Annotated in this window: 12 protein-coding genes and 1 riboswitch; of the genes, 1 reads left to right on the top strand and 11 read right to left on the bottom strand. The window is 48.3% G+C overall.

Annotated features, from left to right (window positions below; genetic code table 11):
- From B3D59_RS12675 to B3D59_RS12625, 11 genes are all read right to left on the bottom strand, one after another.
- Window positions 1-1,691 (bottom strand): hypothetical protein (locus tag B3D59_RS12675; RefSeq protein WP_286820199.1); only part of this gene is annotated, 1,691 nt, incomplete at its 3' end.
- Entirely contained in the window at window positions 1,685-2,134 is a 450-nt protein-coding gene (locus tag B3D59_RS12670; protein ID WP_286820198.1) for a filamentous hemagglutinin N-terminal domain-containing protein, read from the bottom strand. The genes B3D59_RS12670 and B3D59_RS12675, both read right to left, overlap by 7 nt.
- 76 nt (window positions 2,135-2,210) lie before the next feature.
- Window positions 2,211-4,553, bottom strand: a complete 2,343-nt coding sequence (locus tag B3D59_RS12665) for a CHAT domain-containing protein (RefSeq protein ID WP_286820197.1) — start codon at window positions 4,551-4,553, stop codon at window positions 2,211-2,213.
- Between the two features lies 1 nt (window position 4,554).
- The gene (locus B3D59_RS12660) at window positions 4,555-5,286 is read right to left on the bottom strand and encodes a hypothetical protein (protein ID WP_286820196.1); all 732 of its coding nucleotides are present in this window, start codon (window positions 5,284-5,286) and stop codon (window positions 4,555-4,557) included.
- Window positions 5,287-5,288: 2 nt separating this feature from the next.
- Complete coding sequence (locus tag B3D59_RS12655) at window positions 5,289-6,722, bottom strand: CHASE2 domain-containing protein (protein ID WP_286820195.1); 1,434 nt, start codon at window positions 6,720-6,722, stop codon at window positions 5,289-5,291.
- 203 nt (window positions 6,723-6,925) lie between these two features.
- Window positions 6,926-7,003, bottom strand: a riboswitch (cyclic di-GMP riboswitch).
- Window positions 7,004-7,540: 537 nt separating this feature from the next.
- Window positions 7,541-8,200, bottom strand: a complete 660-nt coding sequence (locus B3D59_RS12650) for a carbohydrate-binding family 9-like protein (protein ID WP_286820194.1) — start codon at window positions 8,198-8,200, stop codon at window positions 7,541-7,543.
- Window positions 8,107-11,415, bottom strand: coding sequence for an SDR family NAD(P)-dependent oxidoreductase (locus B3D59_RS12645; RefSeq protein WP_286820193.1), 3,309 nt, complete (start codon window positions 11,413-11,415; stop codon window positions 8,107-8,109). The genes B3D59_RS12650 and B3D59_RS12645 overlap by 94 nt, the downstream gene beginning before the upstream one ends.
- Window positions 11,416-11,729: 314 nt before the next feature.
- Window positions 11,730-15,812, bottom strand: a complete 4,083-nt coding sequence (locus B3D59_RS12640; RefSeq protein WP_286820192.1) for a beta-ketoacyl synthase N-terminal-like domain-containing protein — start codon at window positions 15,810-15,812, stop codon at window positions 11,730-11,732.
- 125 nt (window positions 15,813-15,937) lie between these two features.
- The gene (locus B3D59_RS12635) at window positions 15,938-17,503 is read right to left on the bottom strand and encodes a PfaD family polyunsaturated fatty acid/polyketide biosynthesis protein (RefSeq protein ID WP_286820191.1); all 1,566 of its coding nucleotides are present in this window, start codon (window positions 17,501-17,503) and stop codon (window positions 15,938-15,940) included.
- A 168-nt stretch (window positions 17,504-17,671) separates the two neighbouring features.
- Window positions 17,672-17,983 carry a mechanosensitive ion channel domain-containing protein gene (locus B3D59_RS12630; protein WP_286820190.1) on the bottom strand — a complete coding sequence of 104 codons (312 nt, stop codon included), beginning with the start codon at window positions 17,981-17,983 and terminating at the stop codon, window positions 17,672-17,674.
- Between the two features lie 126 nt (window positions 17,984-18,109).
- Entirely contained in the window at window positions 18,110-18,316 is a 207-nt protein-coding gene (locus B3D59_RS12625) for a hypothetical protein (protein WP_286820189.1), read from the bottom strand.
- A 384-nt stretch (window positions 18,317-18,700) separates the two neighbouring features.
- Here B3D59_RS12625 and B3D59_RS12620 point away from each other — a divergent pair.
- The coding region (locus tag B3D59_RS12620) for a hypothetical protein (protein WP_286820188.1) at window positions 18,701-21,736 on the top strand (3,036 nt) is incomplete at its 3' end.

Here is a 21,736-nt window from a genome sequence, read left to right as displayed (position 1 = left end):
CTCTCATCCATTTTCAAAGGGGCGGGCGTAGTTACAGAGACCATCCCGCCACTCCCTTCGACGGTAGAACTGGAAATTAAGCTGCCCGAGGAGAGAGAGACCAAGTCCGCAGCAGCCACTTTGATTTCACCAGCCTGACCTTGACCCGCCACCATCTTGCCGGTGGAAGAATCCAGAGACCCGCTATTACTAAAGATTCCTGCAGAATCGTTAAGTTCCAAGCTCCCGACCTTTAGTGAGATCTCACCCCCATTCCCATCCCCAGAGGTTGCGGATTCTATACTCCCCCCATTGATGATCAAACTCGAGTTGGGTGAAGATATAAAAATTTTACCAGCATCTCCTTTGCCAGAAGTGTTAGTGAAAATAGCAGTGCGGACTTGTTCCAAGTTGCTGGAATCGGAGATAGAAACCGGTCCACCAGCAGTAATGGTTATATTGCCGGCATGTCCTTCGCCTGCTGTAGAACTGGCAATCCGGCTGAGGGAAGAGAGGGAGACCGGCCCACCAGCAGTGATGGTTATCTCTTCGCCATGCCCCTCTCCTATTGTAGAACTGGAGATCCAGCTGCCCGAGGAGATGGAGACCGAGTCCGCTGCAGTCACTGTGATTTTACCTGCGTTACCTGTTCCGATAATTACATTACCCAATGCATCCTGGAAACCACTTTCGCTGGTGAGTTGCGCACCATTCGTCAATTTTATCGCCCCAATGTCCAAATCAATCTGGCCGGCATTCCCGTCGCCTTGTGTTGAAGTGCTAATTTTACACCCATCTTCTATTTTTAAAGCAGACGTAAAAATTTCAATATTTCCTGATTTTCCACTGCCAGTGGAAATAGTGCTAATACAACTTGATAGTCCCATAACAGGATGACCGGAAATGGTAACTAATTCTTTTGTTGTTATTGATATATTACCCCCTATCCCTTCGGATAAAAAGCTACTACTATCAATAGTAGCGCCATCTCTTAATTTTAACGATCCTGATTCGATTGAGATCTTTCCCGCATTGCCTTTATTAGGTCGAGATCCGAATAACTGAGCTGTACTCGTAAATATTCTGCTATTGCCACTAATTTCTATACTTTCATTTATTTTTAACTCAATATCACCCGCGTTTCCGTCTCCTATAGTCGAGGTAATTAAGGCGCTTTGTCTTTGTGCATTTTCATCCATACTTTCTATCTTCAAGGTGGAGGCGGATATGGAAATATCACCGGCATTGCCATGATCCGAAGTAGCACTTCCTACTATACTACCGTCTGAAATAGAGACAGAGTCTGTAGTTGTAATACTGATGTCACTCCCTGGGTCTGCACTAGTGGTACTGCTATTAATTATGGAGCCATCCGATAAGGCAAAAACGCCTCCGCGGATGAAAACGCCTTCGCCACCCCCGCCGCTAACATCTATATTTGCCCCTTGACTTATATCTATTTTTCCAAGGGCCTCAAAGGAATCCATACCAAGATCGGAAGTATGAGAGACCACTTTACCCTTTGATGAAGCACTTGCAATATTAATCCGGCCGCTTGACGCAGTCAGTTTCCCCCCTGTTATTTCAATATCCCCCCCTATCAACGATAGAGTTTCTCCTTTGGGTACTTCAAGATCGGCATCCTTAATGGAAATTCCTGCCGGATTGTCTCCCAAAAACCCAAAGTCCGAAGGTGGAGCCACTGTCAGCAAACTCTTATCCGGCTCAACAGCGTCAAAGCGCCCATGTTCTCCCAAGCTGACAAAATCTGCCGTGCTGACGTGAAAGGANNGATTCCGGCCGGATTTATGAGAAATAAATCCGCACCCGGAATCTCGGACCGCAACAGACCATTGATGGTAGAACTTGATCCGCCTGTAACTCTTCCGAGAATATTTTCGACGGAGTTGGGTCCGGTAAAGGTCGCGCTTTCTCCGGTATTAACGTTGAATAGACCGAAGCTGTGGAATAAATTGCCACCCACTTGCCGGCCTGCCTCGGCGGGAATCATAAAGTCTGGCCCGGAAAGCGTCTCAACGGGACCCACGGTTCCATCAAGGGTAATTTCCGCATGGCTCAGGGAAGCTAAAGAGGCATGAAGAAACAAGGCCGTGAACAAAATGAAAATACAGTGTAGGGATCGATTCGCTATCATGTTTGTTCTCTCCGACTATCGGTGTTGTTTACGGTTATCAAACAATCCGTTATTCAGTGTTCCCTTCCTGAAGGGCTCAGAGCCAACTGCCGGTCAACAGGAAAGCGGACCAGAAGCCCGGATGTCGGTAGTGTTCATGGTTCAGCATCTTTAGTTGTGCTTGCCGCAGTGCTTCAGCTTTAGAGATCCCAGGGGTTTTCAGTTGCCGGTAAAACTCAGGAACCAGGAGCGCCGCCACTTCGTCCCCGACAAACCACAAAGAGGCCAATGCACTACGGGCACCCGCTTTGACTGCCACACCCGCCAATCCCAGGGCAGCGCGGTCATCCCCTGCAGCAGTTTCACAAGCACTCAAGATAAGCAACTCCACCGGATTTTCCCGAAACCGACTGAGTCCGACAAGGGTCTCCAGATCATCCATGGTCAGTTTACCATCGTAAGTCCATAAACAGGATTCCCTTACATTCTCCTGGAATTTTCCATGGGTCGCCATATGTACGATCGTATAAGGGATTTTTTTGAGTTCTTGTTCGAGGTTTCTGATATTAAAATTCTCATCCAGTAACTGCTTACCGCCGTATAATCCCTGAATGGTTTTAAGCTCCTCAGCAACCTTGGGCAGAGACGGATTGCCCTGTACGGACTTGGTCAGGCCGGCCAACAATGGCCGGGCATATTCCAGTTTGACCGCATTGGACTTAGTCATGGAAAGTCGCCCCGGCATGATCGCCACGGCGTATTTGTCGATCAGGAAACAGTCTCCGTCGTAGAGCGCTGCCATGGGGATGGTGCGCAGGAAATCGTCAGGAATAAAGACCAGCGTATTGATCTTCCGGGCTGTCAGTTCACCTTCAAGGGGCTTGATGAGCCAGGCGTAAAGCCTTTGGGCACATAGCTTATATGCGTCACATTTTTCTAATGCATTGCGAAAATTTCTAACCTCTTGTTCAAGCTCGCTGCTGTCTATTTTTACCGTAAATCGATGGATCGTTTCATCCGGCAGATTTATCAGTAATTCCAGGCGGTCATGGAAAATAATCGGGTATATTGTGGCCGTGTGACCTTCAATGTGTCCAAGATGATCAAGTTGGACTTCTTTCTTTTGCATGGCTGTTACGCATGCATCCTGAAAGTAATCACACAGCTCAGTCTTCCTTAAAACCTCGATCGTATCCCGGGCCTCTTGCAGCCCAGCTTGAACAACTATAGGATCTGTTTGAGTTTCAGTACGTTTGAAGAGCAGATCTGCCAACTCCAGGAAGATTTGTCCAACCTTTTTTCGAAATGTTATATCACCACTTTGGCAGGTGGTGGAAAGATCCTGACGGACTGTTTGAAGATTTGTTACAGCGTGCTGGTAAGCTGCAATGGCACCATCAATATCTCCCTTAGCCCTTAACAGACGCCCGGTTTGCCATTGCCATTGGTAGATGATCTCCCGCGCGTTTGCCTGCTGAGCCGCAAAAATAGCCCGGCGCGTAAGGTATAGGGCTTCATCGTTTCGGTTTTCATTCTCGTAAAGTTGACCTAAATAGCCTAACGCGTATGATTCCACATGGGGATTACCAAGTATCTCAGCGATGTTGGCTGCCTCGGTAAGTGCCTGGTAAGCGAGCTGTCGCCATCGACCAGAGGAGCGCGTGAATTCAGAAGCAATTTCTCTGGCCATCTGACCTAAGGCGACCAACCCATGAGCCTTGTCATAAGAATTTTCCAATTTTCGTACTTGCGTCAAGGCCAGTTCCAGGTACGTTTCCATCTCCCTGGGATTTCTCCATTGAACCGCAGCCCTGGCCGCATTGATCAATGTCTTCACAAAAAGGGCCTGATTGCCGGTTTCCCTGGATAAGTTGATACTCTTGTCATAGGCATCGAGGGCCTCCCCGTATTCCTGTTGAAGGGTCAGGAGATTGCCCAGGTTGTTCAAACCGGAGGCTTCGATATCAATCGTGCCTGTTTCGCGGGCTATGGCAATACTCTCATCTAAATGCCGTTTGGCCTCTTTTACCGCTCCTATCGAAAGGCAGGCGTTACCCTGGCTGCCAGAAATGGCTGCCAAACACGCTTGATCATTGATTTCCAGAGCCAGTTCCCGTGCTCTATCGAGAATTTCCAGGGAGTAAGGGTGTTGTCCCAGAGCCTGATAGGCATTGGCCTGCTGAACCAGGATATCGATCGTCTCTTTAGTCTTACCTGATGCTTCGTAGAGGCGGACAGCCTCTCTCCAATGGATGACAGACTGCTCGAAATCACCTCGTTGAAATGCACCCATACCCTGGACTTGTTGCTGTTTTGCCGACAGGGTCGGATTGTCTGCCGCCCATATCACATCCGGGTCAACGGACAAAAAAATTCCTGCACAGGAAACAAGAACCAACGTGAATATCAGCGCAAGCTTTAAACCAGAAATTGTTTTCATATCATTGCTCTATTTGCGTTGACGGCTCACTATCCCCCATCTGCCCCAGGACAGGTCGTTGGCCACCTGCCAATGCATTGCGCAACAGGAAGGCAGGATGGTATTCGTCAGCGAATCCCGCCACTCGTTGATAAGATTCAAATATCCACTTTCCATCGTTCTGAGCCGCCAGCCAAGTGGCATGCAGGGTAATCTTAGCTGCTTCACTCCAATCCCTTTGCCTGAGATCCTCCTGGTAGGGCATTTGTGGTACTTCATTGGGATCGACCACGGTAAATTTTGCTTGTAGTTTTCTGCCTTCCGCGTCATTTATGTTCAGACTGTAATTACCTGGTGAGAGGGCAAGGTCCTCTATCTTCAGGCTGTTCTCTTTGACCGGCTCCCGCTCAATAAAGGGTTTGCGCTCATATTGATGATACAGCCGGATTCGATAAGGTGGGCTGCCGCCTTGCCAGCTTAAACAAAAGGGTCTCTTTACGGCTGCTAATATCCTTGGCCCTTCCAACAGTGGAATGACCAAGGAGTCATTTTTTCCGTTTCTTGGAGTATAGAGATGCTTCATATAACATCTTTTTTCATAATCATCCCGTTCCTTAAAAAAATGACATGCCCATTCCCAAAGATTATCCAATGGACTGAAGTTATGCTTACAATCCGGCTGAGCGGAGCCCATAATTATCAAGTCAATGATGAGTGTTGTACATAAGATTAAATATCGATATTTCGTCTTCATAATCACTCCTTTCCGGATTTGGAAACAAAATTTGCAAGAGGTATAGTATTGAGTATCCCAACCATACCCAAGGGAATACCAAAATCAAACAAAACACAGGCCCTAAAGCTAATAAGGATAGCAGGCACCAAGATTAATAAAATTACAATATAAGAGACAACCATTCCTAAAAAAGAGTCGAATCGAGTGAAAAAGACGGACATGAGAAAGAGAAGCAAAGTCAGAAGACCTAATTTTTGCCATATATGTAACGAAGGAATTTTTTCATCAAAAAACAATGAATTTATTGCATTGATAATGACCAGGGCTCCCGGCATTCTACCCAACGGCGTTTCATAAGAATCATTGGTATCTTTATAAGTTGCACCAATCATGACGATTATATTTTTTAGATTTCCTTCCATGACGTTTGAAGTTTTACCATCAAACTCAATTGTATTTTTTATATTTCCTTCTGAGGCATAAAGATCCCTCACCGAGATTACCTTCAAGAGCTCTGACATTTTACCATTAAGCTGAATACGTGGATAGGCTTCACTTTTTTTAAGTTCCCATGGCATTCTATAGATGATTCGGCGGAAAACGCCGTCAATATCCCACTTCCTTGAATACTTCGCATGAAAGTCAGTTTCTGTAAAACGACGCAAATCACGGTTTTTTATCAAGGCGTCAGTCAGGAATGGAATAGATGGAAATGCCTGGCTGTCTTCCCCCTCACAGGTCAGTTTTTCCCAAAGTTTCAAGCGACGGATCATACGATCTGTTTCCTCATAAAACGTGGGAGTACCCCAATAGATATTACCTGTAATCGTATCATCCAGGAAAGAGGATCTCTTTTTTAGACACTTTTTTTCCTGATCCTCATCAATAGTGGCTGCAAGAACAATTGGCGTCTGGCCAGGTTTATCTGGATAGGTTTTAAAATAGTTATAAAGTTTGCGATCTCCGTCACTGAGCGTATTGCCGCCAACACCCGTTTTATGAGTTAAATTGATATCAACGATAACTATTTTTGCTTGATGTTCTACAGAGAATTGAATGAGCTCAAGAAGTCTGTCCCGAGGCGTAAAAAGGGAATTACTCCATTTTGATTCCGGTTTTTTGAGGTTTAATCCGGATTCTTCCCAACCTGGGGAGTGGGTTTTTTCGTCAATATTCAACCATACAAATTCATAAGGTTCTTTCCCTGCCAGAATTTGTTTCTCCGGAAGGTCGCTTCCCCTATACATACTGATCATCCAGTCCATAACAACATCTTCCTGTTCGCGAATCCAATTATGCAAACGACTGGCTAACGGTTCGGCCCAGTTCGGAAAATTTTCATGATTATGATAAGGGACGGCAATGACCAGCAGTTCTATAAATAGGGCAACTGCTAAGTTTATTCGAAAGGCTCGGCTGTATAGAATCTTCCTGCTCTCGGTAGTTAATTTCACAAACCATCGCTTTAAGAACCTTATGACAACGACTAAAACGCTTCTGCAAATATACCAGAGTTTTTTTAAAGCATTCGCACTTTCTATTCGTGTTCGGCGTAAGAGCGCCTGAAAAACAGAGATAAGCTTTTTTAATGCCCTCATTGATACCCCCTTGCCTCATTTTTTGCTTTACAATCAAAAAAAAAGCCAGGCTACCTTCAATTGGCAACCCGGCTGTCTCTTTTTGAGGACCCGTGGCTTTCCGTCCCTGTCTTACGGCAGGTTTGGCTTTAGAAATTCATACAAATTTATATGAGTTATGTACCAATTCCGGCAACTCGTCAAGTGTATGATATGAAAAATTTTATCCTACTGTCGCATGGCCTTTAAAGTTCCAACTTAACACACTTAATTTATATCGTACACGTTCAATATGTTTGACAAGGTAAAATCGTTCCAAAATCCGAAGGAAGGAAGGTATCTATTCGTCACGCTCAGCCACTGGCCGTCCCGACGAGAAGCTACCAAGTTGCTGAAAATCAGTGGTGGTGACGATCCCCAGGCCAATCTCTCTGTGGCCCCAGCCCCACTCAATAGCGGCAGCCAAGGGACCATTACCATTAGGGCGCCGGCCAATGCGGTAGGTTTTCGCCTGGCCAAACGACATCGTCGATGAAGCCCAGACGCGTCAAAATAATTCCTTGCAATATGTCGCTCGGCAGAGCATCCCGGATGTTAATGCCGATGCAAATGGTACCCGCATTGCGCCGGCATGGAATCCGCCTGTCAACAATTACCTGTGATACCGTCTCTCCGGAGGACGCTTTTTCCTGGCGTCATTGGAAGCAGAGGGCGCCAAAGGCCCGGGGATGGTGAAAGTCCGGGGCCGGCAGGTCCACCGGCGCCCAGGTCAGCCAGTGGGGGTGGGAGGTGTTGTCCGCACATTTGTAAAAGTTGGCCCGCCAGGCCTTGCCCGGTTCGGGGTGAGTTACGGCCGTGTACGAGGAAAGCAGGTCAAAGGGGATTCTGGCACTCAGAAACCAGAGTACTGGATCCTGGACCTCTGGGCTCACAATCTTGGGCAGGGAGGCGTCCCGAAGGATCCGGGCACAGTCTGATACCGGGATTTCAACGGGATCTTTCCTGGGCAGGGTCTGGAAGTGAAACAGGATGGTGCCCCCGCAGTTTATCTCAAGGTTGAAGTACCCCTGGTCCGGGTCCGGCCCCGGAGTAAAGAAGAATTCGACGCAGCTGTCCTGGTATACGCGATCCTGATCGGTCCGGGCCAGGGCCTGGATATACCGGTCCTGAACCCGGAACATCAGGTAAAGGGCCTGGTCGTCATAGGCCAGCTTGACCCGGGTGTCCGGGAAGTGGCGGGGACGTTCTCCCATATGGCAGGTCAGTTTCTGGCTGGAGACGGCATTCCATGGGGGGTTCTGCCATGATGAGGCATCCACCCGGAGTCGGTCCTGTCTGGCAACATAGTGCTGCATGGCGTTCCTTTGAAAGAAAAACAGAAATTTTTCATTTCATATATGCATATCCCGTCCACACTTAGGGTACCGTCAGCCGTTGCCCGGCAACCTGTTTCATCCATGGTGAATGCGCTTATGTGGGCCTGGACAACAATGTTTGAATTCGAGCGGATGATCTGTCCCCGGTATGTCCATTCATGTTCATCTCCTTCATCAATGGCAGGGGCAAACTTCTCCGGGGCAAGATCGAATTTTTTGATCATGAAAAATCTGATCAGCTGGATGAATGATTCTATGCCTAGCGACCCCGGGCAGACCGGATCCTGATAAAAATGGGCGTGGAAGAACCACTCATCAGGGTCCACTTGTTTTTCACCTTGAATCAGCCCCTGGCCGTGCAAGCCTGCTTTGAAATCAAGAAAGGTAATTTTGTCTATCATTCGTAAGGCTTTTGCCGGCATCCCCGTATTGGGACCGATATTTTGATCTTCCGGGGTCAAGGGTGCATGATCTTCAAATATTGTTTCAGGCTGTTGGGTATTGTTTTCAAGGGGCAATAGCGCCCGGGGGTCCCTGATTCCCACCTGTTTGGATAACGCATCAGCCGTAAAAAATCCAAAATTGGTGGTGCCTGTGTAAACAGATTCTCCCTTGTTTTGCACATCCATATCAAAGTTTTGGATGATCATGCCGCCGGCCTTGGAAACGTCGGTCATTCTGACACGGATTTTTACCAATCCGGAGATCCGGGTCAGATTTTTGATCCGTTTGGCTTTTCCCCCAAGGTTTCTGAAATGCAGACGTTCTTCACTGATCAGGGATGCACCGCCATAGGCCGCAAGCCAGCCACAGGGTTGAAGGGCCACTTCAAGAAGAATGCAAAAAGGCATGGTATCGCTATGGTTGGCTGCGAAATACCATGCGTCTTTATCAATTTTGTAGGTGGTTTCTATCCACCCGCCGGGTGCGGTCTGCCAGGCCGGGTGGTCTGCTTTTGTCACCGCGTCCATAAAAAAGTAGGGTGGTCTTGGCAGTCTTGCAATTTCACGCGTTTTGTCAAAAATTTTATAGGGTTCTCCAAATGCCTCGGATGGATTGCCCTGGGCAAAAGCTAAAATTTTATCCCGGTCAAACAGGGGTCTGGATTTGAATTTATCAAGCAACCCTGGGTCCATGATGGCTTCAAATCCCATCATGCTTGCAATAACCGTTTTGTTTTCATCAAGGAATGTAAAATATCCTTTGATTTTATGCTGACCTTGGTGGTTGACCGTAAAGACTATCCGAACCTTCTGTCCGCTTTGTTTGGGAAAAGCGTCAAAAAGCCGCAAATCGGCAAAGCTTGCAGGCAGGCAGACTTGTCCGCAATTATGGAAGGTCCACAAAATAGCCGCCTGGAAGGCCGCATCCAAAACCATCGGGTCCATGGTCCATTGCTTTGCATGGGGTGTTTTATACCATTCGCTGATGTCAGGTGCTGTGGTTGTCATCACCTCAATTGCCTTGGACGACACCCCGCAAATTTCGGTAATGCATTGCAGGGCGCCTTCATGGAAAAGAATGGTTTCATAGGCCTGGTCCATAGTGATGTTCCAGGGGGCAAGATCCATGGCTGCTGATTTTGATAAAACCGGTGGTTGGGGCAGCTTCTCTGCCAATAACACCTGGGCCCCGGCGTGCTGGATTGTTAATCCGTTTTTACCCAAAGAGGTAATACGAGCGGGTGTAAAGAGCTGATGATCAATGGAGACGCATTTTCCAATGTCCACCTGGACCTCTGTTTTGTCATTGCCGGGCACAATCCCTTTGAGCAGACGCACCTTTTCCATTCCGGCACATTGCAGACCTGGATTGTTTCTCTCGGCTCCGCAGGCCAGCAGATCCACCATTAAGGCCAGGGGAACAACCGGTGCATTATCAATTTTATGGTCTTCAATGATACAACTGTCCCGGCTGCTGAAGGTCTGGGACAGAACCTTATTCATTGCGCAAGATCGTTCCGGCACGTCCGAAGATATCGTGCCCCCGACAACGACCTCAACGCAGGACCTGTCGGCATTGCCCATTTCCGCGACCATCTGTTGTGCGCCGGCCTGGATGGGAATCAGTTCAATCTGACGTTTTTCAAATTCCCGTTTCAGGCTCTCCGTGACCATGCCGCCGTCCCAGGGTCCCCAATTGATGGCCAAAGCCCTGCAATGGGGATGGGTGATCTGTTTGGCCTGGGCGATTTTATTGAGCACTTCGTTGGCCATGGCGTAGTCGCATTGGCCGGTATTGCCGAATCTTGCCGCAACCGATGAGAACATAACCAGGTACTTGAGTTTATCTTGATCCACTGATGAAAGAAGCGCAAAAAGCCCGTTGATTTTGGTGCCAAACACATTTTTAAATTGGTCGGGTGTTTTTTCACAGATCAATTTATCCTCAAGGACACCAGCCCCATGAATCAGTGCGGTCACCGGACCCAACTGCTCGGTCACCTTCTCCATGGCCGCGTTGACAAGGGCTTTATCCCGGATGTCCACACAGTAGTAGGCAACCTCATTGCCCCATTTTTGTATACGTTCCAGATTGGCTTTAATGTCGCGGTTTGAGGCAAAATGGCGATATTCCGCCTCCACCCGGGCAGGTGTTGGCTTTTCTTTTTCAAAGGCATTGGCAAAAATGGCTTTTTTCATTTGGGCGGGTGTATCCATGCCTTTAAGCCATGCCGGTTCGTCAAAGGGCGGTTCAGATCTGCCGAAAAGGGCTATTTTCGATTGACACTGCCCGGCAAGGGCAATGGCACACGCTGCGGTAACGCCCCTGGCACCGCCGGAAATTACAACAACATCGGATTTGTCCAGGCAAATTTCCAAAGGTTCCCTGACAGGTTTTGAGACAAGTTCTGGAATGTAACATTGCTCGCCGTCAAGCCCCATTTCCACGGCCCCCCGGGTCAGCATCAACCCTGCGGCGGCTTCGGCGTTTTCTTTTATGGCTTTTTTATCAAATGGCAGGTCAAGGGCCCGGCAAAGGACCGATTTCCATTCAAGGGCGGCTGTTTTGGCAAGGCCTGCCATGCCACCGTAAACAGGGCTGATTTGTGTTTTAAAATTTTTAAACCCAAAGCCGCCGCCAAGAAAGCTGATACAGGTCATGAAGCTGCCGCCTGCCTTGGCGCTTGCTGTCAGGCGGGGGCCGTTTTTTGAGGCCAGGCTGAAAGCCGTCAAAAGAAACTGACTTGCCACAGCATCGTCGCCGGGTTGGCAAAAGGTGTCCGGTATAAGGACAAGCCCTGCCGCATCGGGCAGATCCGGAATGTTCTGCGGGGTGGCATCAATAATCCGTGCGGCTATATTAAGTTTTTTAAACGCCTTTTCAAATGCCGTGGCAATGCCTGCACTATCCCTTGTCAGGTAAATGGTTTTACCGGCAGGTATGTGAATTCTTGACCCATTATAGAAGCGGACCTGATGGGTGGGGAAGGCTGTAAGTACGACTTCTTGTCTGCCAAGCGCCTTTATTTTTGTTTTTTCAGCCTTTCCCGCCTGGCTTGGGTCACTTATGGGGTCATGTGAAGTTTTTTTTTAGCGGTTTCTTTGGAAACCGTTGTTTGTTCAGGTGTTAAGTAATTTATGATGTCGGCTATGGTTTTTAAGCTGCCCATATCATCCGGCGACAATGCCCTGGAGTCGGGCTTCTCCTGTTCGAGTCGTGACAAAATCTCAACCCGTTTTATGGAGTCAATGCCAAGATCCGATTCAAGATTCATTCCGGGTTCGAGCATCTCTTTGGGGAACCCTGTTAATTCACTGATGATGTTGACCAGAATGCCAAGGGTATCTTGGGCCGGCTGGTTGTTTTTCGACTTGTTTTGCCCATTGCGCGTGGGCGCGGTTGCTTGCTCGGGCACAGTGGTCTTTCCCTGATCTGTTTCAACAGCCGTACAGATATCTCCAAGGGTTTTGACTGAACCCAGGCGTTGGGCGGATAGATCCTCTTTGTCGGGAAATGCTTTTTCAAGTTCCGAAATGATCTCCACCTTTTTAATGGAGTCAACGCCGAGGTCCGATTCAATATCCATTTCTGGTTCCAGCATCTCCACCGGGAACCCTGTTAAACGGCTGACAATTTCAAACAGGAGGTTTTTAACCTCCGGAGCAGCCGCAGCCGCCGTGGGTTCAGGCGTCACCTGTGCTGCTGATGGCTGGGTGAGGCGGACCTGAGAAGCGTCGGGCTTTGATGTTGTTTTCTGAATTGATGGTAATGCAGCCGGCTCAGAGATCTGGGGCTGCCGGTATGGCAGGGCCTCTGCCCGGGCTGGGGCCGGCGGTTGAATTGCAGGGGCTGCCGGGGTGAACACCTGTCCACGGGTTTGTGACATCAGTGCGGCTAAGGCCTTGCCCGCCTGGGCCTGGGTCTCCAAAAACTTTTCATGGGCACGGGCGGTCTGGGCCTGGAGCTGCTGCATGGCATTGAGCCCCTGGACAAGGATATCCGGGTTCGCCGGAATCTGGTTTGCAGTCACATGTTGGATTGAATTTGACGTTGTTTGGGGTTGGGTCTCGTTAAATTCAGGGTGTGGAAAAGATGTCATGGTATTTCCTTGTGTGGTGGATCTCTGTTGGGTTGAAACCGTTGTATTAACAGATGAATCCAGTCCAATGTTTTCGTTTTTGTAATCTTGCGCTGCCCGGGCTTGTAATGGCCGGCTATGGGCATGAACAGGTGTCTGTTCAGTCTGAATGCCTTCCGTCGGAGGTATTTCAGGTAACGGGGGCTTTGCATTGGCTCCGTTGAGCATAATAATAAGTTTTTTAGACTCAGGCTGTGCCGCATCTTCCTCCCAGGCGGAAAGATCCACAGGGTGACCTAAGGCGGCAAGGGTGCATAATCCCGTCCCCAGATCCTGGATGCCCGAATTTCTTCCGGCTGATTTTCCAGCTGATTTATCTAAGGCAATGGTCTGTACATCACGGTCTTTTAAAATGGATTGAATCAAGCCGCACAGAACAGACTTGGGCCCAATCTCCACAAAGGTGTCAACGCCTCGCTCATGCATCTGTTTGATGTCACCAATGAAATCCACCGGGTGCATCAACTGCCGGCCTAAAAGATCCTGGGCCTGGGCTGAGTCTTCAGGATAGGGCGAGCCGGTTGTATTGGATAATACGTTAATTTGTGTCGGCGTGATGGTTGCTTTCCGTGTCAACTTATTGAACGGCGCTGCGGCATCTGACACCAGGTGGCTGTGAAACGCTGCGGCCACAGGCAGTTTGACGGCCCGCATGTTGTGGCTTTTGCATATTTTTTCAGCTTTGAGGATCTGTTGGGTCTCCCCGGATAACACGCCCTGAACCGGGCTGTTCTTATTGGCCAGGACAAGATCTAGTTTTTCTTCTTTAATGAGGGCTTCGATCTTTTCAATGGGGGCCTGGATTGCGAGCATGCTGCCTGGATCACCGGCTCTTTGACCGGCCTTGGCCATGAAGTTGCCCCGGGCAGCCGAAAGTTCAAGACACGTCTTGTCATCAATCCAGCCGGCGGCATATAATGCGCACAATTCTCCGTAACTGTGGCCGCAGGTCATCTGGGGTATTACCTTGAACCGGGAGAGAATTTTCACCATGGATAAAGAGACCGCACCAATGGCGGGCTGGGCGATGCGGGTCTGACGCAGGGCTGCCTCGGCGGATTTTTTATCCATGGCATATTCCGGCGGCGGATAGATATAGGCGGAGAGCACGCTGTCATCTTCCGCATCCGTATTCGTGACACAGGACTGGGCCATCTCAAGTATTTGAAGGCTTTCGGGAAAAACAGACATAATCTGACCGGCCATTCCGGTGTATTGGCTTCCCTGGCCCGGGAAGACAAATCCCAGCTTCCCTGATGCTTTCCCCTGCCCGAAGAATATAGGCGGTTTGGCAGGTTGTTCGCCATTGACCGCACCTTTTGCCTGGGTCATCCGTTCAAAAACATCATCCTGGTCAGAGAGCAAAATTAAGAGCCTCACATCATGTTTTGATGAAAAGGCTTTTCTGGATTGCGCTGCCTGCCAGGCAATGGCCTGGTTAAAAGCGGACTTGTCCCTACTATCATATGGTTGTATGGCTTCAGAAATGCTGTTGAGCTTTTTAATAATTTCTTTTTTGCTCTTTCCGGAAAGCGCCAGGATCTGCACAGTGCCGTCCCAGGAGATATTGGTCTTTTCAGGCGTATACTCTTCAAGCACGGCATGGAAGTTTGATCCGCCGAATCCAAAGGCGGAAACACCGGAACACCTCAAGGAATTCATTGCGCCGCCGCCGATCCATGGCCTGGAGGTCTGGTTGAGATAGAAGGGGGAGTTCAGTATATCCAGATCCGGGTCAGGGGTTTGGGCTTTGAGTGTGGGAGGGAGAATCTTGTGGTGCAGGGCCAGGGCTGCCTTGATCATGCCTGCGGCACCGGCTGCGGCCTTGGTGTGGCCGATCATGGATTTCACCGATCCTATGGCCGTGGATCCGGCTGCTTTGTCTTTGAAAAAATTTTTCAGTGCAGTAAATTCAACCTTATCACCCACCCTTGTGCCTGTACCGTGGGCTTCAATCAGACCCACGGATTCGGGTAAAATACCTGCATTGCTATAGGCGTTTTCCAGGGCCTTGATCTGTCCTTTGGCCTCCGGGGCGTATATGGCCGAGGTGCGCCCGTCACTGGCCGTACCCATGCCTTTGATGACCGCATAAATCCGGTCCTGATCACGTTGGGCGTCCGTCAGCCGCTTGAGAACCAGCAGGCCGATACCTTCACCCAGTACCGTGCCGTCGGCGTTTACTGAAAAGGGCCTGGCATCACTGGTGCGAGACAATACCCCGGTTTTGGAAAAGCACATGTGCATGAAAATGTCGTTGAGGGTATCCACACCGCCGGTGATGGACATATCGCACCGTCCGGTTTCAAGTTCCATCATCGCCGTATGAATGGCGGAAAAGGAGCTTGCACATGCTGCATCACACACCGTGTTGGTGCCTGACAGGTCCAGACGGTTGGCGATTCTTCCGGCCACCACATTGCCCAGAAGGCCTGGAAATGAATTTTCCTGCCAGCTGACATAGGAATCGCTGATCAGCTTTAATACGTGTTCCTTTTTATCCGGGGCGATGCCGGCTGCATCCAAGGCGTTTTTCCAGAATGGATGTCCAAGTCTTGCGCCAAGGGGAATCACCAGTTCCTGGGTGCCGGTTACTCCGAGGATTACATTTACCCGTTTTTCTTTCAGATCGGCATGGCCCACAGGGTAGCCTGCATCGGCAAGTGCCATGCGAACCACTTCCAGACCCAGAAGCTGGGACGTGTCCGTGGCTTGGATGTTTTTTGGGGGAATGCCGTAGGTTAAAGGATCAAAGGCAATGTCCGGTAAAAACCCCCCCCTGCTGCAATAGGTGTGGTCAGGGCAGTCCGGGTCTTCATTGAAATAATCTTTCAGACGCCAGTGTGAGTCCTGGGGAACTTGTGTGATGGCATCAATGCCGTTGAACACCAACCTCCAGAATTCTTTCAGGTTTCTGGATTCAGGAAAAATACAGCCCATGCCGATGATGGCAATGGGCGTTTTGGGTGTGCAAGGTGTCTGTGTTTCTGTTGCGGCTTTGGGTGTCATATATGAAAAATAATTATTGTTGCTGGTTTAAAATATGTTTTCTGGGACCTATCTGGAACCTATATATATGGCAAAGAGGCTCGGAGCATCCACCAGCAAGGATATTGACAAAAGTTTTACATAGGTTATGACGAAATCAGCTTTAATATTTCATCGAAGGGCATGGGAGAAAAAAGTCCTGCACCGGGGGGCAGTTCAATGCCCTGGGCCCTTGCAAATGCGGCCCTGGTGACAACACAGGCCCCGGTGAGGAGATTCATGGCGATCTCTGCTGCAAACCGGTTGGTATGGGGTTCAAGGAAGCTGCCTTTGGCCCATTGGTTGAATGCACCCATGGCAGGGCCGCACCAGATCTGGTAGTCCATCTTACGCTGGGGATTACCCTGGATTGCCCACCTGGAAGACTGACCAAGATAGGATCTGAAAACCAGGGCCATTTTGTGGGACGGATCCCGCTCTGCTCGATCCACCTCCTGCTGTTGTCCCCGTGACAGGAAAAAATCCCGGGTGGACTGCCATGCTGCATCAAACGAAGTTAATAGGAATTTATCCTCAATCTCCTTTTGGGCAGCCGGGGGAAGGTCAGCAAAACAGGCATAGTTTTTGTAAAATTGATACAGTTTTTCCGCCCGTACAGGAAACAACGTCCCGCGTTTAAGCACCTGAACCCGTGCGCCGATTTCAAACATGTCTGCGGAAGGAGCCATGGCAACGTCGGCCTGTTCGGCCTGGCCGAGCAGTTTTTTAACCTCTTCACAGATACCGGCCTCCACACATGCCTGGTTAATGGAGCCGGTAAGGATATATGCGGCACCCATGCTGAAAGCGGCAGAGGCGGATTCCGGAGTGGCAATGCCGCCGCCAAGCCCGACACATAGCGGGCTTTGAAAATTATATGTTGCCATGGCTTCGTTCTTTAGGGCAATGAACGTTGGTAAAAGCGTCAGGGCAGGGCGGTTATCTGTGTGTCCGCCCGAATCAGCCTCGGCGGTGAGGTCCTGGGCCATGGGGATGTGAGCGGCAAGCATTGCTTCATCTGAAGTGATCATCTGCCGGTCAACCAACTGCTCAAGCAGCTTTTCCGGTGGTGGTGCGAAAAACTGCCGGGCCACTTCAATGCGTGACACTTTTGCAATAACGCGGTTTGGGGTGACAATGTCACCTTGGTTGTTTCGATGGATGCCTTTGACACGATAATATACTAAAGGCAGGGTGATACGCAGGAAGGCTGCTGCAGATATCAGAGTGACCCCATGGTCAAGATAGCGTTTTACCGTTGCCATTTCATGTTCCGGGTCTGCCAGACTGTGGATCAGATTGAATCCAAAGGGTTTGTCCCCAAGACCGGTCTTGAGTTCAAGAATGGCGGTTTCTATTTGTTCAAGGCTTAATCCGCCGGCACCAAAAAAGCCGAGCATCCCGTTTTCGCCCATGGTCTTCACAAGTGCTGTGGACGCGATGCCGTTGGCCATGGCACCGGCCACATAGGCATATTTTAAACCATGACGCCGCTTAAATTCCGAATCCCCAAGGTTTTCCGGGCGTATGGCCGGCACATAGATCTGCTCTGACAGCGAGGCCATATTGCTTTGTGATGGCCGGCTGATATGTATCCCGTCAAAACTTTTTATAAGCAGTTGCGGCCGGCTGATATTATGAATAGCCCTAACTAAATCAAGTTGCGATGTCATAGTGGTGTATTGTCCCTGGCGGATACTGTGCAAGGTGTTATCGTATATACTGACGCTACTCCCCAACGTTACGACGTCCGCAGCGCCGGGGTACAATTTTCATGGCTGGAGTCTAATAGCACACCCGATGCCTGTAATCAAGATAGCTTGTTGATGATGTTGTTTTTTTTAGTTTTTTGGGCCGTGTTCGATGTTTATCTGCAGCGGTTTCAAGGTGTCCAAATGGACATCTCTTTGGGGAAAGGCAATGACAAGACCTGCTTCTGAAAATAGCTGATCTATTTTAAACCGCACATTGCTTTCAATTTCGCGCCGTTCACCTATAATCATAAATCCGGAAATAAAGTTGTTGATCAGGTTCTGGGCACCAAAGCCCATTCCGACTGCTATTGCGCCGCCCAGAAAAGCGAATGCGGTCAAGGGAATGTTTACCATTCGCAGGGCGAACAAAAACACCAGAAGATAGGCGGTATAAGACATGAGTTTGTGAACTGCTGAAGCCGTTGTCTCTTTGAATTGTGATTTAAGCAGCAAATCTGGTGCGGATAATGGAAAGAGAGTATTTTGCTGCCGCCATACCCAGCAGGAGGATGATAAAAGCCACAGTCAACTTGCGCAACGTGACTGATTGCTCGTCCATTTTCTTTCAACGATTTCCTGTTCAGACCGCAGGCGCTCGGTTTCTTTTCCAAGCTCAGTCCGCTTCTCTTTGACACTATCCAACTGGTTGTTTAAATCTTGAGGATCGAAGGCAAGATTTGCTTTGATGACGCCGGTCTGCTCTTTTAAAAGTGCAAGGTGTAGGGCGGCCAATTTCTTTTCGGTTTCATATCGTTTGAGTTCGTTCTCTTCATTAAATTGATTGTTGCAATTTTCGAGAGAGAATTGTTAATCTTCAATCAAACTGATTCTTAGCGTTTCAATTCAGGGCACAATATATGGTGGTTGGAGAATTTACTGAAAAGAGTTCAATCATACCATTATTGCGGAATTTGGTATTCCTTGCTTGTATCATGGATAACGCCCGAAAACCTAAGTGTCCAAAAAATATAGTCTGATACAAGGGTGGTTAACTTTTGGCAAATCAATTTTCAAAGTATTTTGCCCTGAATATTCTTTACACGATCCAGTCATACTGATATGCAATTCAGGTAGATACTAAGATGATAACCGATCCGGTTAATGGGATAGAACTATATGATCAAACCGAACTGGCATACTTTTCAGGCAAAATTCAATGACAATCCTCAAAGGTATTTTGAGTGGTTCTGCTATTTGCTGTTCTGCCAAGAATTCAAAATGGCTGCCGGTATTTTCAGTTATAAGAACCAATCGGGAATAGAGACTGACCCAATAACCAAAGACGATGAAGTAATTGGCTGGCAGGCCAAATTCTATGGCACCAAGTTGTCCGACAACAAGCCTGATCTGAAAGGCATGATTGCCAAAAGCAAAAGAGATTATCCCGACCTGACTAAGATCATTTTCTACACTAACCAGAAATGGGGACAAGGCAAGAAAGACAATGATTCCAAGGATAAGAAAGAAGTCGATCAAAAGGCTAAGGATTCGGGCATTGAAATAGTATGGAGAACAGCAGGTTTTTTCGAGTCGCCCTTGGTAACAGTCGAGAATGAAAAAATTGCCAAACATTTTTTCTCTCCCGATAAAAGCATCTTTGACCTACTAAACGAGAAGCAGAGACACACCGAAAATGTGTTGTTGGAAATTCAGACCGATATAGATTTCGAAGGCAAGAAGATCGAGATAAACAGAGTCGAGCTTTTAGACCAACTGCGTGAGAATTTGAACCAAAAACAAATTCTGGTTGTAAGCGGTGTCGGCGGCGTGGGCAAGACAGCGGTTATCAAGAAACTTCATGAAAGTGGGAAAAACGGTATTCCTTTCTACGTCTTCAAGGCCAGCGAGTTCAACAAGAACAGCATTAATGACCTGTTTAAGGAATATGGCTTAGAGGATTTTGCAGATGCCCACCGGGAAGAAACCCACAAGATCGTCGTCATCGATTCCGCTGAAAAGCTGTTGGACTTGACCAACACCGATCCTTTTAAGGAATTCCTGGCAGTTCTCATAAAAGATAACTGGCAGATCATTTTCACCACTCGGAACAACTATTTGGCAGACTTGAACTATGACTTCATTGATATCTATAAGATCAGGCCGGGCAATTTCGACATACGTAACCTGGATCACAAAGAATTAGTAGCAATAGCCCAGACCAATGGTTTCAACCTTCCAGAAGACGCCAAGTTATTGGAGCTGATCAAGAATCCTTTTTATTTGAGCGAATATCTGAGATTCTATGCCGGAGAGAACATCGACTATGTGAACTTCAAAGAAAAGCTGTGGAGCAGGATAATCGTCAAAAAGATTCCGGCCAGGGAACAATGTTTCTTGGCAACCGCTTTCCAGCGGGCTAATGAGGGCCAATTCTTCGTCACCCCGGTCTGTGATGCACAGATTTTAGATGCATTGGTCAAGGATGGAATTCTCGGTTATGAGACGGCTGGATATTTCATCACACATGATATTTACGAGGAATGGGCGTTAGAAAAGAAGATTGCCGCCGATTATATCCGCAAGGCGCACAACAAGGAGTTCTTCGAACGGATCGGCGAGTCGTTGCCAGTCCGCCGCAGTTTCCGGACTTGGGTATCCGAACGTTTGCTGTTGGAAGATCAGTCCATCAGGCACTTTATTGGGGAAATTATCAAGGGAGATAGCATTGCCAAATTTTGGAAAGACGAGTTATGGATATCCGTTTTGCTTTCCGATCATTCGGCAGCATTTTTTGAACTGTTCAAGGAGGAGCTGCTTGGAAATGATCAGGAGTTATTAAAGAGACTGACATTTCTGCTGCGACTGGCTTGCAAGGAAGTTGATTATGACATCCTTAAGCAGCTCGGAGTCAGTGACTTGAATCTGCTGGCCATCAAATATGTGTTGACCAAACCGAAAGGGTCAGGCTGGCAAAGTGCAATACGATTTATCTATAACAATCTTGACAGGATAGGAATCAAAAATATCCATTTCGTCCTCCCGGTGATCCATGAATGGAACCAAAAGGTCAAAAAGGGGGAGACGACACGATTATCCAGTCTGATAGCACTCAAGTATTATCAGTGGGCCATCGAAGGGAATGTCTATCTGTCCCGTGACGATGATAAGGGAAACCTGTTACAAACGATCCTCCACGGAGCCGCTATAATCAAACCTGAATTGGAGGGAATTTTCGGAGAGGTCTTGAAAAACAGGTGGAACAACCATCGAGACCCCTATTACGATCTGATGAAAGCAATCCTGACCGACATGGAAGCTCTTCCTGTCTGGATAACTCTTTCGGAATATGTCTTGCAACTGGCCGACTTGTTCTGGTATCGTCCGCCCCAAGAAGAGGGTTATCATTACCATCGGATGTACATCGAAGATAATTTCTGTCTGCATAGAACCCATCATGATTATTTCCCCGCCAGCCCGTATCAGACACCAATCTATTGGCTGCTGCAGTTTGCGCTGCAGAAAACAGTTGACTTCATCTTATCCTTTACGAACAAGACCGTGGAATGCTTTGCTCAATCGCGTTTTGCGGCAAATGAAGTTCAAGAGACGGACGTCTTTATTGAAGACGGTCAGTTTATCAAGCAATATATATGCGACCGGTTATGGTGTACGTATCGGGGATCGCAGGAATCTACTGATCTTCTCCAATCAATCCATATGGCGCTGGAAAAGTATTTCCTTGAGAACTGGAAAGATGTGGATTCCAATATACTGGAAAGCTGGCTTCTCTATCTGTTGCGCAATTCAAAATCAGCCTCCATTCCGGCGATAGTAACAAGCATTGTCCTGGCCTATCCGGAAAAGACGTTTAATGTCGCCAAAGTGCTTTTCCAGACAAAAGATTTTTTTCTCTTTGACATGCGCAGATATATGCTCGACCAACCGCAAAAAAGTTCTCTCATTGCTTTGAGGGACGGGTACGGGGGTCCCAACTTCAAGAACGCTCTCCATGAAGAGGACAGGATAAAAGCTTGTGATGAGCCGCACAGGAAGAAATGTCTCGAACACCTTGCTTTGAATTATCAGTATTTCAGGGGCGAAGGGACAAGCGAAGAGGAAGCTAAAGAAAGACAACAGATCATCTGGGGTATCTTTGATACATACTACAGCCAGTTGCCGGAAGAGTCAGAGGAGACTGACGCAGATAAGACG

The organism is Desulfobacter sp. UBA2225 (assembly GCF_002348205.1).
GTDB classification, from domain to species: domain Bacteria; phylum Desulfobacterota; class Desulfobacteria; order Desulfobacterales; family Desulfobacteraceae; genus Desulfobacter; species Desulfobacter postgatei.
The sequence above is the reverse complement of the archived record's forward strand: the minus strand, read 5'-3'. Positions and strand labels throughout refer to the sequence as shown.

Bases quoted from the DNA above. Each gene is read 5' to 3' on its own strand.
- B3D59_RS12665 (WP_286820197.1), bottom strand. From the start codon at position 4,553: ATGAAAACAATTTCTGGTTTAAAGCTTGCGCTGATATTCACGTTGGTT.
- B3D59_RS12635 (WP_286820191.1), bottom strand. From the start codon at position 17,503: ATGACATCGCAACTTGATTTAGTTAGGGCTATTCATAATATCAGCCGG.
- B3D59_RS12630 (WP_286820190.1), bottom strand. From the start codon at position 17,983: ATGTCTTATACCGCCTATCTTCTGGTGTTTTTGTTCGCCCTGCGAATG.
- B3D59_RS12660 (WP_286820196.1), bottom strand. From the start codon at position 5,286: ATGAAGACGAAATATCGATATTTAATCTTATGTACAACACTCATCATT.
- B3D59_RS12640 (WP_286820192.1), bottom strand. From the start codon at position 15,812: ATGACACCCAAAGCCGCAACAGAAACACAGACACCTTGCACACCCAAA.
- B3D59_RS12650 (WP_286820194.1), bottom strand. From the start codon at position 8,200: ATGCAGCACTATGTTGCCAGACAGGACCGACTCCGGGTGGATGCCTCA.